This is a genomic window from Kitasatospora sp. NA04385, from assembly GCF_013364235.1.
GTDB lineage: Bacteria > Actinomycetota > Actinomycetes > Streptomycetales > Streptomycetaceae > Kitasatospora.
In genome coordinates this window covers 2,056,013-2,068,867 of the sequence record NZ_CP054919.1, presented here as the reverse complement: position 1 = coordinate 2,068,867, position 12,855 = coordinate 2,056,013, and the positions used below count along the sequence as shown (strand labels likewise).

10 protein-coding genes are annotated in these 12,855 nt (G+C 72.1%); 5 read left to right on the top strand and 5 right to left on the bottom strand.

Annotated features, from left to right (window positions below):
- Nucleotides 1-122 precede the first annotated feature (122 nt).
- Nucleotides 123-1,112: a serine protein kinase RIO gene (locus HUT16_RS08985; protein ID WP_176187152.1), complete on the bottom strand. Its 990-nt coding sequence runs from the start codon at nt 1,110-1,112 to the stop codon at nt 123-125.
- A gap of 355 nt (nt 1,113-1,467) precedes the next feature.
- Here HUT16_RS08985 and HUT16_RS08980 point away from each other — a divergent pair, with 355 nt between their 5' ends.
- The 4 genes from HUT16_RS08980 (at nt 1,468) to HUT16_RS08965 (ending at nt 5,795) form a co-directional block, all read left to right on the top strand.
- On the top strand, nt 1,468-1,881 hold the full coding sequence (locus tag HUT16_RS08980; RefSeq protein ID WP_176187150.1) for a helix-turn-helix domain-containing protein: 414 nt from the start codon (nt 1,468-1,470) through the stop codon (nt 1,879-1,881).
- 32 nt (nt 1,882-1,913) lie between these two features.
- Complete coding sequence (locus HUT16_RS08975) at nt 1,914-2,261, top strand: DUF4180 domain-containing protein (protein ID WP_176192575.1); 348 nt, start codon at nt 1,914-1,916, stop codon at nt 2,259-2,261.
- Between the two features lie 192 nt (nt 2,262-2,453).
- The gene (locus HUT16_RS08970) at nt 2,454-5,060 is read left to right on the top strand and encodes a M9 family metallopeptidase (RefSeq protein ID WP_254897720.1); all 2,607 of its coding nucleotides are present in this window, start codon (nt 2,454-2,456) and stop codon (nt 5,058-5,060) included.
- A gap of 147 nt (nt 5,061-5,207) precedes the next feature.
- Nucleotides 5,208-5,795, top strand: a complete 588-nt coding sequence (locus HUT16_RS08965; RefSeq protein ID WP_176187148.1) for a dienelactone hydrolase family protein — start codon at nt 5,208-5,210, stop codon at nt 5,793-5,795.
- A gap of 6 nt (nt 5,796-5,801) precedes the next feature.
- On the opposite strand, the gene HUT16_RS08960 is transcribed toward HUT16_RS08965, so the two are convergent.
- Complete coding sequence (locus HUT16_RS08960) at nt 5,802-6,893, bottom strand: winged helix DNA-binding domain-containing protein (protein WP_176187146.1); 1,092 nt, start codon at nt 6,891-6,893, stop codon at nt 5,802-5,804.
- A gap of 293 nt (nt 6,894-7,186) precedes the next feature.
- On the opposite strand from HUT16_RS08960, the gene dnaE reads away from it, so the two are divergent.
- Entirely contained in the window at nt 7,187-10,720 is a 3,534-nt protein-coding gene (gene dnaE, locus HUT16_RS08955) for a DNA polymerase III subunit alpha (RefSeq protein ID WP_176187144.1), read from the top strand.
- A gap of 99 nt (nt 10,721-10,819) precedes the next feature.
- On the opposite strand, the gene HUT16_RS08950 is transcribed toward dnaE, so the two are convergent.
- From HUT16_RS08950 to HUT16_RS08940, 3 genes are all read right to left on the bottom strand, one after another.
- Complete coding sequence (locus HUT16_RS08950) at nt 10,820-11,338, bottom strand: RDD family protein (protein ID WP_176187142.1); 519 nt, start codon at nt 11,336-11,338, stop codon at nt 10,820-10,822.
- An 89-nt stretch (nt 11,339-11,427) separates the two neighbouring features.
- Nucleotides 11,428-11,877: a type II toxin-antitoxin system PemK/MazF family toxin gene (locus HUT16_RS08945; protein WP_176187140.1), complete on the bottom strand. Its 450-nt coding sequence runs from the start codon at nt 11,875-11,877 to the stop codon at nt 11,428-11,430.
- A 64-nt stretch (nt 11,878-11,941) separates the two neighbouring features.
- Entirely contained in the window at nt 11,942-12,826 is an 885-nt protein-coding gene (locus HUT16_RS08940; RefSeq protein WP_176187138.1) for a LysR family transcriptional regulator, read from the bottom strand.
- Between the last annotated feature and the right edge of the window lie 29 nt (nt 12,827-12,855).

Here is a 12,855-nt window from a genome sequence, read left to right as displayed (position 1 = left end):
GCGTTCGTGGACGGATGGGCAGCGTAGGCGTCACCGCCGACAGCGGTGGAGCCCCGGAGAGCGCGGCGGCTCGGCGGCAGCCGAACCGCGCTTCCCGGGGCGGGGGCGGGAGCCGGCTCCGGTCAGCGGCGCAGGCGGGCGTCGGCGGCCAGGGACTCGACCAGGGCGTCGACGCTCGCGGGCGGGAGACCGCGGGAGACGAACCAGGCGCCGACGTTGCGCACGTCCCGCTCCAGGAAGGAGAGGCCGCGCGGGTTGGCCACCACGTCGACGATCTGCGGCACGTCGATGATCACCAGGCGGCCGCGGTGCACCAGGATGTTGTAGGCCGAGAGGTCTCCGTGCGCGTAGCCGTCGTAGGCCAGCAGCCCGAGGCTGTGGCCCAGCTGCGCCCACAGGCCCTCGATGTCGGCCTCCTCGGCGCGCAGTTGGGCCAGCCGGGGTGCGGCCGTGCCGTTCTCGTCGCCGACGAACTCCATCAGGATCTCGGTGCCGGTGATCTGCACCGGGTACGGCACGGCGACGCCCGCCGACCAGAGCCGGCACAGCGCGTTGAACTCGGCCGCCGCCCACTGCCCCGCGATGGCCTCCTTGCCGAAGGCGGTGCGCTTGGCCATCGCCCGGGTGATCCGGGACTCCTTGTGCTGGCGGCCCTCCAGGTACCCCGAGTCCCGGTGGAACATCCGGTGCTGGGCGTCCCGGTACCGCTTGGCGGCCATCAGGGTGCGGCGGCCGGTGTCGGGGACGGCGCGCTCCAGCAGGAAGACGTCCGCCTCCTTGCCGGTCTTCACGATGCCCAACTCGGTGTCGACGGCCGCGAGTTCGGTGACGACCCAGTCGGGGCGCGGCTCGGGGCCCTTCTCGGTCGGGGTGGACTGGTCCCACGTCGACCAGCGGTCGCCCGCGGGGGGCCCGTCGGTCACGGGGGCGGTGAACTGCTCCTCGGGGGCGGCGTCGGCGTCGGCGGTGGCGTCGAAGTCGGGCCCGGTGGAGGCGAAGTAGTCGTACTCGGGCTGGGAGTCGTCGAAGCGGTCGGCCCGGCGGCCGCGACGGGAAGCACCCTTGGGGCGGATGCGGGAGAAGGAATCGCTGTCGGCAAAGCGCTCGCGCACTGCGGTGGCTCCTGGGGAGTGGCCCACCGGGGCGCGGAGTGACGCGCCGTCAGCCGGTGGGGCGAAGACGGGGGGAGGCGTATGGCGCGCACACGAAGGCGCGCCGCGTCACGGCGGCAACCATCGGTCTGCACCTCCTCTCGTCGGGCCCACGAGCGCACGGCGGCGCGGCGGGGCGGTTGTCACCTTAGGTTCCGGGGCGAACGCGGCGCAAAGGGTTTTTCGGGGCGGGTCGGTGGCCGGGTCGGGCGGCTGCGGCCGGGTGGGCGTTCCCCGCCCCCTTGGTGGGCGGCGTGGCGAGGCGATTCGTTCCCTGTTTTTCGGTAGCTTGGGGTCGGATAAGGAAGGATAGGGAATGAACGATTTCTACTCCGTCGAGGACGTGGCGGAGCTGCTCGGGCTGCACGTGAAGACCGTGCGGGGCTACGTGCGGGACGGGAAGCTCAAGGCGGTGCGGATCGGGAAGCAGTACCGGATCGCCCGGGCGGAGGTGGAGGCGTTCACCGGGGGCGGGGTGCCGGCGGGGCCGGCGCGGGTGGAGGTCTCGGCGGTGGTGCAGGTGGACGGGGTGGGGGCGCGGGACGCGGACCGGCTGGTGACGGGGGTGCTGGCGGCGGCGTCGGCGTGGTCCGGCGGGCCGCGGCCGCTGTGGGTGCAGGCGGTGCGGGAGGAGGAGCGGGGCGCGTTGCGGTTCGTGGTGCTGGGCCCGCCGCGGCGGGTGTCCGACGTGCTGGCGCTGGTCGACGAGTTGACGGGAGGACTGCGGTGACGGAGATCAGGGAGCTGGGCGGGGTGCCGGTGATGGTGGTCCCGGCCGAGGGCGAGGCGGTGGTGGGGGAGCGGCAGGCGCTGGACCTGCTGGGTGACGCGTCCTACCGGGGGGCGTCCTGGGTGGCGCTGCCGGTGGAGCGGCTGGGCGTGGAGTTCTTCCGGCTGCGCAGCGGCGTCGCGGGGGCGGTGGTGCAGAAGTTCGCGCAGTACCGGACGGGGCTGGCGGTGGTGGGGGACGTCGCGGGGCACGTGGCGGGGTCGGACGCGCTGCGGGACTTCGTCCGGGAGAGCAACCGGGGCCTGCAGTTGTGGTTCGTCGCGGACCTGGCGGAGCTGGGCGGGCGGCTGTCCGAACCGGGGGTTATCCGGGGCAGTTGACTTCGACGCGAGGGCTTCCGGTGACAGGTGACATGTGCAATTGTACATGTCACCCGGCCGTCGGGGGCACCTCGACGGCCTCCCACCCTCCGCCGCGGCCCCCCAATCGCGGCGTCACCTCGGCCCGGAGGCCCCCACGTGCGAACCTTCCGGAAAGCATGCGCGTCCGCAGGACGGACGCTGAGCCTGCTGTTGTCCCTCTGTCTGACCCTCGGCTTCCTGGGCGCGCTGGCGCCCGGCGCCGGGGCCGCCCCCCAGGCCGAGCAGAAGCCGGCCAAGTCCGACCGGGCGAAGGCGGCGAAGTCGGCGCCGCGCGGCACCGAGGCGGCCGAGCGCCGCAAGGACTCGGACCGCGACCTGCGGGCGGACGCCAGCAAGCGGCCGCCGCTGGTGGCCAAGGGCGCACCCGGCGCCGCGGCGGCCGCCGCCCCGGCCGCCGCCGCGACCTGCAACGCCTCGGACTTCACCAGCCGCACCGGCAGCGCCCTGGTGGCGCAGATCAAGTCCGCCTCGGTGGACTGCGTCAACTCGCTGTTCACCCTCAAGGGCAACGACGCGAAGCTGGCCTTCGGCGAGTCGCAGATGGTCGGCGTGGCCAACGCGCTGCGCGACCTGTCCGCAAGCTACCCGGGCAACGACTCCACCTCGGCCACCCAGATCGTGCTGTACCTGCGGGCCGGCTACTACGTGCAGTGGTACAACCCGGACGCGGTCGGCAGCTACGGCAGCAGCCTGAAGAGCGCGATCGAGGGCGGCCTGGACGCCTTCTTCGGCAGCGCGCACTCGCAGGACGTGAACGACGCCAACGGCGCCACGCTGTCCGAGGCGGTCACCCTGATCGACAGCGCGGCCGAGAACGCCCGCTACCTGAGCGTCGTCAAGCGGCTGCTGAACGGCTACAACAGCGGCTACGACTCATCCTGGTACATGCTCAACGCGGTCAACAACACCTACACGGTGCTGTGGCGCGGCCACCAGAACACCGACTTCCTCCCCGCCGTGCAGGCCGACCCGAGCGTGCTCGACACCCTGCAGTCCTTCGCCTCCCGCAACAACGCGCTGCTCGGCGGCGACAACGGCTACCTGGTCTCCAACGCGGGCCGCGAGCTGGGCCGCTTCCTCCAGTACCCGGCGCTGCAGGCGAAGGTCCGGCCGCTGGTGAAGGGCCTGCTGGACCAGAGCTCGATCACCGGGCGCACCGCCGGGCTGTGGGTCGGCCTGGCCGAGATGACCGACAGCTACGACAAGGCGAACTGCTCGTACTACGGCACCTGCGACCTGGCGAACCGGCTCCGGGCCGCGGTGCTGACCGTCAACTACACCTGCAGCGGCAGCATCAAGATCATCGCCCAGGCGCTGACCGCCGACCAGCTGACCACCGCCTGCACCAGCCTCAGGGGCCAGGACGCCTACTTCCACAGCGTGGTCAAGGACGGCGGCGCGGTGGCGAACGACAACAACTCCACCATCGAGGTGGTGGTCTTCCACTCCAGCAGCGACTACCAGACCTACGCCGGCACCATCTTCGGGATCTCCACCGACAACGGCGGCATGTACCTGGAGGGCGACCCGGCCGCGGCGGGCAACCAGCCCCGGTTCATCGCCTACGAGGCCGAGTGGGTCCGTCCGGACTTCCAGATCTGGAACCTCAACCACGAGTACACCCACTACCTCGACGGCCGCTTCGACATGGCCGGTGACTTCGACGCCGGCATGACCACCCCCACCGTCTGGTGGGTCGAGGGCTTCGCCGAGTACGTCTCCTACTCGTACCGCAAGGTCGACTACACCGACGCGATGACCCAGGCCGGCCTGCACACCTACGCGCTGTCCACCCTGTTCGACACCACCTACGACAACGCCGACCAGACCCGGATCTACAACTGGGGCTACCTGGCCGTCCGCTACATGCTGGAGCAGCACCGCTCGGACCTGGACGCGGTGCTCGCCAAGTACCGCGCCGGTGACTGGAACGGCGCCCGCACCCTGCTGAAGACCACCATCGGCACCCGCTACGACGCCGGCTTCAACACCTGGCTGACCGCCTGCAACACCGGCTCCTGCGGCGGCGGCACCACCACGCCCACCGACCCGGGCAGCGACTGCAGCGCCACCAACCAGCAGCAGCTCGACCTCGGTTGCAGCCGCAAGAACGCCGCCGCGGCGGCCGGCGACTACTCCTACTTCTACGTGTGGGTCCCGGCCGGTACCGCCAAGCTGACCGTCAGCTCCAGCGGCGGCACCGGCAACGCCGACCTCTACTACAACGCCGCCACCTGGGCGACCACCGGCGCCAGCACCGCCAGGTCGACCGGCAGCGGCAACACCGAGACCCTGACGATCGCCAACCCGCCCGCGGGCTGGAACTACGTCAGCCTCTACGCCGCCGGGAACCAGCCCTTCGCCGGCGTCACCATCAGCGCCTCCAACGGCTCCTCCACCACCCCGCCCGGCACCGGCGGCACCGAGTGCACGGCGGCCGACACCCGCCAGCTGGACAAGGGCTGCGTCCGCAGCAACGTCACCGCCACCGCGGGCAACTACGCCAGCTTCTACCTGTGGATCCCGGCCGGCACCGCCAGCCTGAAGGTCAACGCCTCCGGCGGCACCGGGAATGCCGACCTCTACTACAACGGCAGCACCTGGGCGACCACCGGCGCCAGCACCGCCAGGTCGACCGGCAGCGGCAACACCGAGACCCTGACGATCGCCAACCCGCCCGCGGGCTGGAACTACGTCAGCCTCTACGCCGCCGGGAACCAGCCCTTCGCGGGCGCCACCGTCTCCGCCTCCTTCTGATCCACCGGCCGGAGCACCGCACCACGCACCGAACGGCCCGGCCCACCACCCGGTGGGCCGGGCCGCCGCGCGTCCCCGGATGGGCGATCATGGAGGGTCCGCACCGGCGCGCCAGCGCACCGCCCGCAGCACCGAGGAGCCCGACCCGTGGCCGAGATCGTCCTGTTCCACTCCGCGTACGGCCTGCGCCCCGCGGTCACCGCGGCCGCCGACCGGCTGCGCGCCGCCGGGCACACCGTGCACACCCCCGACCTGTACGAGGGGCGGGTCTTCGACGAGCTGGAGGAGGGCATGGCGTACCGCGACGAGGTGGGCAACGACGAGCTGCTGCGCCGGGCCGTCGGCGCCGTCGCCCCGCTGCTGCCGGTGGCGGGCGGGCTGGTGTACGCCGGGTTCTCGCTCGGCGGCTCGCTCGCGCAGAACCTGGCACTGGCCGACGAGCAGGCCCGCGGCCTGGTGCTCCTCCACGGCACCTCGGACCTGCGGGAGGACGCCGCCACCGAGATCCCGGTGCAGCTGCACGTCGCCGAACCCGACCCGTTCGAGTCCGACGACTGGCTGAACACCTGGTACCTGTGGATGACCCGGGCCGGTGCCGACGTCGAGGTGCACCGCTACCGGGGCGCCGGGCACCTCTACACCGACCCCGAACTGCCCGACCACGACGCCGAGGCCGCCGAGCGGACCTGGGCCGCCGCGCTGGCCTTCCTGGCGGAGATCGACGGGCAGGGCTGAGCGCCCTCAGGACGCGAACACCACGGTGCGGCGGTCCGCGTCCGGCTCCAGGAAGGCCAGCAGCCGTTCGCCCTCCCGCTCCAGCTCGGCGCGGCCGCCGTGCGGCAGCAGCGGGGTCAGGGTGAGGACGGCCGCGCCGCCCGCACGCCCGTGCTCCCAGACGCCCGCCACCAGCCCGTCCACCAGGTAGGAGGCCAGCAGCGTCCCGTTGACCGCCCGGTAGACCTGCCGGTGGATCGCGGCGGGCAGCATCCGGGTGCGGTCGGCGTGCGAGAGCAGCGCGGCGTCCCACTTCGGCAGGAAGCGCACCGGCAGTTCGCCGCCGGGGTCGGACGGGGGCGGGGCGCCGGGCAGGTCGAGCAGTTCGCGGCCGTCCTCGGCCAGGTAGCGGACCGGCTCGCCCAGGGCGGCCAGCGCCGGGTCGACCTGGGCGAGCCGCAGGCCGGTGAAGTGCGCGACGTCGGCGCGCGAGGCCGGGCCGTAGCCCGCCAGGTAGCGGCGCACCAGGCGGGCGGTGGCGGCCGGTTCGGGCGGCAGCTCGCCGTCCCACAGCACCAGCCGCGGCTTGCCGTGCGCCCGCCAGTGCCCGGACGGGGCGACGTGCACCAGCGGGAGCAGCGCCCGCGGGTAGTGCAGCAGGTCCGCGGTGCGGACCCGGCCGCCGGACGCCTCGGCGGTGTGCCCGCGCAGCTCGTCGGCGCTGCGCGGGACGGCGGCGAAGGCCCGCAGCGAGGCTTCCAGGGCGGCCTCGTCCAGGTCGGCGTCCCGGTGCCGGCCGCGCAGCTCGGTCAGCCACCGGCGGCGCCAGGCCGCCGCGAGGTGCCCGTAGTCGGCACCGGCCACCAGGTGCAGGGTGCCGCGCATCAGCGTCGACTTGACCACCGTGCCGTCCAGCAGCGCGGCCTCCAGCTCCCGGTGCCCGAAGCCGGGCAGCCGGGCCCACAGCGCCAGGTGCGGGGAGGGCGAGTACTGGGCCTGCAGGGCGGTCAGCCGGGCCACCGCGGCGGCGGCGGTCGGCCGCTCGGCGCGGTGCAGCAGCTGGCGGCCGAAGTAGGAGACGGTCAGCTCGCGGTCGGAGAGGGTGCGGACGGCGGGCATCGCCTGGCCTCCTGGGCGGTCGTGCGGGCGGGGGTGCGGGCGGGAGTGCGGGACGGCTCCCGGGCGGTTCGCGGGGCGGGCCGCGGGCGGTTCCCGGGCGGTTCGCGGGGTGGCCCAACCTAACAGCCCGTCAGGACGGCGGAGGGTCCGTGAAGGGTCGGCGCGGGGGGACCGGGAGGGGCGCGGAGGGGACTAGACTCGGTGGCGCGAACCCGGAAGCCGTGGTCCGAGCCCTGGTGGTGGCTCGGGCCGCACGTGTTTCAGCCCTCTCCCAGGACCCCGGAGGCCCCGCCTTGAGCGACCAGCCGTACGCGCACCTGCACGTCCACACCGAGTACTCGATGCTGGACGGCGCCGCCCGGCTGAAGCAGCTCTTCAAGGAGGTCGAGCGGCTCGGGCAGACCCACGTCGCGATGACCGACCACGGCAACATGTACGGCGCCGCCGAGTTCCACAAGCAGGCCACCGCGGCCGGCATCACCCCGGTGATCGGCATCGAGGCGTACGTCGCCCCGGACTCCCGGTCCAACACCAAGCGCGTCCTGTGGGGCCAGCCGCACCAGAAGAAGGACGACGTCTCGGCGTCCGGCGCGTACACCCACAAGACCATCTGGGCCCGGAACAAGGAGGGCCTGCACAACCTCTTCAAGCTGACCTCGCGCTCCTACGCGGAGGGCTGGCTGGTGAAGTGGCCCCGGATGGACAAGGAGATCATCGCCGAGCACGCGGCCGGCCTGATGGCCACCACCGGCTGCCCCTCCGGCGAGGTGCAGACCAGGCTGCGGCTGGGCCAGTTCGACGAGGCGGTCCGGTCGGCCGCCGAGTACCAGGAGATCTTCGGCAAGGAGAACTACTTCCTGGAGCTGATGGACCACGGCCTGGACATCGAGAAGCGGGTCCGCGACGGCCTGATCGAGATCAGCCGGAAGCTGAACATCCCGCCGGTGGTCACCAACGACTCGCACTACACCACCGAGGGCGACGCGGGCGCCCACGACCTGCTGCTGTGCGTGCAGACCGGCAAGAACCTCTCCGACCCGGACCGCTTCCGGTTCGACGGCACCGGCTACTACATCAAGTCGGCCGCCGAGATGTACGGCCTGGACTCCTCGGACATCTGGCAGGAGGGCTGCCGCAACAGCCAGCTGCTGGTCGCCCAGCGGGTCGACACCGAGGGCATGTTCACGTTCAAGAACCTGATGCCCCGCTTCCCGATCCCGGAGGGCTTCGAGTCCGAGGCGGACTTCTTCAAGTCCAAGGTCTGGGAGGGCATGGACTGGCGCTTCCCGAACGGCTACGACGAGGAGCACAAGAAGCTCGCCGAGTACGAGATGGACACCATCATCCAGATGGGGTTCCCGGCGTACTTCCTCGTGGTCGCCGACTTCATCATGTGGGCCAAGAGCCAGGGCATCGCGGTCGGCCCCGGCCGCGGTTCCGCGGCCGGCTCGCTGGTCGCCTACGCGATGGGCATCACCGACCTCGACCCGATCCCGCACGGCCTGATCTTCGAGCGCTTCCTCAACCCCGAGCGCATCTCCATGCCCGACGTCGACATCGACTTCGACGAGCGCCGGCGCGGCGACGTGATCCGCTACGTGACCGAGAAGTGGGGCGCCGACAAGGTCGCCATGATCGTCACGTACGGCACCATCAAGGCGAAGGCCGCCATCAAGGACTCCTCCCGGGTCCTGGGCTACCCGTACGCGATGGGCGACCGGATCACCAAGGCGATGCCGCCGGACGTGATGGGCAAGGGCATCCCGCTGTCCGGCATCACCGACTCCTCGCACCCCCGCTACGGCGAGGCGGGCGAGATCCGCGGCCTATACGAGAACGACCCCGACGTCCGCAAGGTGATCGACACCGCGCGCGGCATCGAGGGCCTGATCCGGCAGCCCGGCGTGCACGCGGCCGGCGTGATCATGTCCGCCGAGCCGCTGACCGACCACATCCCGGTCTGGACCCGGCACACCGACGGCGTCACCATCACCCAGTTCGACTACCCCACCTGCGAGGGCCTCGGGCTCCTCAAGATGGACTTCCTCGGACTGCGCAACCTGACGATCATGGACGACGCCGTCAAGGCGATCGAGAAGAACAAGGGCGTCAAGATCGAGCTGCTGGAACTGCCGCTCGACGACAAGCCCGCCTACGAACTGCTCGCCCGCGGCGACACGCTCGGCGTCTTCCAGCTCGACGGCGGCCCGATGCGCTCGCTGCTGCGCCTGATGAAGCCCGACAACTTCGAGGACATCTCCGCCGTCCTGGCGCTGTACCGACCCGGCCCGATGGGCGTCAACTCGCACACCAACTACGCGCTGCGCAAGAACGGCCAGCAGGAGATCACCCCGATCCACCCGGAGCTGGAGAAGCCCCTGGAGGAGATCCTCAAGCCGACCTACGGCCTGATCGTCTACCAGGAGCAGGTGCAGAAGGCCGCGCAGATCCTGGCCGGCTACTCGCTCGGCCAGGCCGACCTGCTGCGCCGCGCGATGGGCAAGAAGAAGAAGGAGATCCTGGAGGCCGAGTTCGTCCCGTTCCAGAAGGGCTGCCGGGAGCGCGGCTACTCGGACGCGGCGATCCAGGCGGTGTGGGACGTCCTCGTCCCGTTCTCCGGCTACGCCTTCAACAAGGCGCACACCGCCGGCTACGGGCTGGTCTCGTACTGGACGGCCTACCTGAAGGCCAACTACCCGGCCGAGTACATGTCGGCGCTGCTCACCTCGGTCAAGGACGACAAGGACAAGTCCGCGGTCTACCTCAACGAGTGCCGCAAGATGGGCATCCAGGTGCTCCCGCCGGACGTCAACGAGTCCGACGCCGACTTCACCCCGCACGGCAGCGAGACCGTCCGGTTCGGCCTGACCGCGATCCGCAACGTCGGCGGGCCGGTGGTGGAGTCGATGATCCGCACCCGCAAGGCCAAGGGGAAGTACGCCTCCTTCCCGGACTTCCTGGAGAAGGTCGAGTCGGTGGTGTGCAACAAGCGCACCGTCGAATCGCTGATCAAGGCCGGCTCCTTCGACTCGCTCGGGCACACCCGCAAGGGCCTGACCGCCCAGTTCGAGCCGATGATCGACAACGTGGTCGGCATCAAGCGCAAGGAGGCGGAGGGCCAGTTCGACCTGTTCGGCGGCGACTCGGTCTCCGACGAGCCGTCCTTCGGGCTGGACGTGGTGTTCTCCGAGGAGGAGTGGGACAAGTCCTTCCTGCTCACCCAGGAGCGCGAGATGCTCGGCCTCTACGTCTCCTCGCACCCGCTGAACGGCATCGAGCACGTCCTCGCCGACAAGGCGGACTGCGCGGTCGCCGACCTCGCCGAGCGGCCCGACGGCACCATCGTGACCATCGGCGGCATCATCTCCGGCCTCCAGCGCAAGATGACCAAGCAGGGCAACGCCTGGGCGATCGCCACCGTCGAGGACCTGGCCGGCTCGATCGACTGCATGTTCTTCCCCGCCAGCTACCAGCTGGTCTCCTCCCAACTGGTCGAGGACGCCGTGGTGTTCGTCCGCGGCAAGCTCGACAAGCGGGAGGACGTGCCGCGGCTGATGGGCATGGAGCTGTCGGTGCCCGACCTGAGCAACGTCGGGGCGCAGCTGCCGATCGTGATCACCGTGCCGGAGAACAAGCTCACCCCGCCGATCGTCACCCGGCTCGGCGAGGTGCTGGGCAGCCACCGGGGCAGCACCGAGGTGCACGTCCACCTGCGCGGCCGGACCAGGACGGTGGTGCTGCGCCTCGACCGGCACCGGGTGAAGTCCGACCCGGCGCTGTTCGGCGACCTCAAGCAGCTGCTCGGGCCGAGCTGCCTGGCCAGCTGACGGCCCGTCCGGCCCGTCCGGCTTCGCCTTGCGGGACGGCCCGGCCCCGGCGGAGTGTGGTCTCCGCCGGGGCCGGGCCGGTCGTTCCGGGCCGTCGGGTCAGCTCTCCTTGACCACCACGGTCTTGGCCGCCTTGTCGTGGAAGCACTGCTGGAGCGGCTTGTCCCACAGCTGGGACAGGACGTTGACCAGCATGAACAGCCCGCCCAGGTAGGGCACCAGGAACGGGCCGCCGTAGACGCCCGCCCTGGTCCACAGCTCGTTGTCGGTCGGGCGGCCGCCGTGCGCCGCGCTGACCACGCGCAGCCGCATGGCCTTCTTGCCCACGGTCTGGCCCTGCTGGGTCAGCAGCATGGCGCCCTCGTAGGCCACGAAGACCGCCGCGGCCAGCACGTAGTACAGGAAGTCGCCCATCGTGACGATGCCTATCACCACGAACGGCACCAGGAGGACCGCCGCGTCGATCAGGCGGGCCAGGAAGCGGTCCAGCGGCGCGGCCAGCACCCGGGTGCCCGGGGCGGGCTGGACGCCGGGCGGCGGGGTCGGGCCCAGCCAGGCGGGGAGCCCGCCCTGCGGGTACTGGCCGTGATCGTAGCCGGGAGGTGTGCTGCTGCTCATGCGTGCGACTCCAGCTCAAATGTGGGAAATCCTGGAGTCGTTGTACCGGTTCCGGGTGAATTCGGGAACGGCCGTCGGGTGATCGTTACTCAGCGCCAGCGGTAACGGTGCCGCAGCGAGTCCACCACCAGCTGGAACCGGGCCCGGTCCAGCGCGCAGGCCTCCCGGCGCATCCCGCCGTCGCGCACCCGGAACACCCGGTCCAGCGCCACCCAGGAGTCCCGGCCGCTGCGGTCCCACGGGCCGGCGCCCAGCGGCACCCAGTCCCGGTCGTCGTCGTGGCCCTTGCTGGACAGCATCACCGTCAGCAGCGAACCGCCCGCCTCCCGGGCCACCACCAGCACCGGCCGGTCCTTGCCCCGGCCGTCGTTCTCCTCGTACGGCACCCACGTCCAGACGATCTCGCCCGGGTCCGGGTCGCCGTCGTGGTCCGGCGCGTACTCGGTGCGCACCGGGCCGACGCCCTCGGCCCGGACCTCCACCGTGGCGTCCGGGCCGAACCGGCCCGGCTGCTCCTGCTGCTCGTTCAACTGATGCATGGCGGCAGGCTACCGACCGCCCCGGCCCGGCGGGAGGCCGGAGGGGAGATCGGGTGCGCGGAGCTCAGGCGGAGCGCAGTTCGGCCGGGACCGCCGCGTGCAGGGCCGCCGTGAAGGCCGCCACCGCCGGGTGGGCGGCGCCGCCCGAGCGGAACGCGGTGCGGGTGCGCCGGTACAGCGGCAGCCGGGTCAGCGTGACGCCCGGCGGGCACCGGTCGACGCCCAACTGCGGGACCAGCGCCACCCCCTGCCCCACCGCGACCAGGGCCAGCTGCGCCGCGAAGTCGTCCACCCGGTGGCGCACCCGCGGGCTGAACCCGGCGGACTGGCACACCCGCTGGACCATCGCGTGGCAGAGCGTGCCGACCGGGGAGGTGATCCACGGGCTGTCCCGGTGCCCGGCCAGGGGGCCGCCGGAGCGGGCCGCCAGGTACAGCGGCTCGGCGAACACCGGGCCGGTCAGCGCGATCCCGTCCTCCGGCTCGCCCGGCACCAGGTCGTACTCGTGCACCAGCGCCACGTCCAACTCGCCCGCGCGCAGCGCCCCGGCCACCGCCGCCGGGTCCACCTCGCTCACCATCGGCTCCAACTCCGGGTGCCGGGAGGCCAGTTCGGCCAGCGCAGCCGGTACCAGGGCGCGCACCGCGGACGGGTAGGCGCCGATCCGCAGCGGCCCGGCCGGCCCGGTCCGGGCGTGCGCCAGCTCGGCGTCCGCCCGCTCCAGCAGCTCCAGCACCGCCTCGGTGTGCCGCACCAGGTTCCGCCCCGCCGGGGTCAGCGCCACCCGCCGCCCGGTCCGCTCCAGCAGCGGCACCCCCGCCTCCCGCTCCAGCACCGACAGCTGCTGGGACACCGCCGAAGGGCTGAACGACAACGCCTCGGCGACCGCCGCGATCGTCCCCTGGTGGGCCAGTTCGCGCAGCAACCGCAGCCTTCGCACATCGAGCATCGGACCAGCTTACGAGAGGCATCGGAAAC

Bases quoted from the DNA above. Each gene is read 5' to 3' on its own strand.
- HUT16_RS08980 (WP_176187150.1), top strand. From the start codon at position 1,468: ATGAACGATTTCTACTCCGTCGAGGACGTGGCGGAGCTGCTCGGGCTG.
- HUT16_RS08975 (WP_176192575.1), top strand. From the start codon at position 1,914: ATGGTGGTCCCGGCCGAGGGCGAGGCGGTGGTGGGGGAGCGGCAGGCG.
- HUT16_RS08960 (WP_176187146.1), bottom strand. From the start codon at position 6,893: ATGCCCGCCGTCCGCACCCTCTCCGACCGCGAGCTGACCGTCTCCTAC.
- HUT16_RS08950 (WP_176187142.1), bottom strand. From the start codon at position 11,338: ATGAGCAGCAGCACACCTCCCGGCTACGATCACGGCCAGTACCCGCAG.
- HUT16_RS08945 (WP_176187140.1), bottom strand. From the start codon at position 11,877: ATGCATCAGTTGAACGAGCAGCAGGAGCAGCCGGGCCGGTTCGGCCCG.
- HUT16_RS08940 (WP_176187138.1), bottom strand. From the start codon at position 12,826: ATGCTCGATGTGCGAAGGCTGCGGTTGCTGCGCGAACTGGCCCACCAG.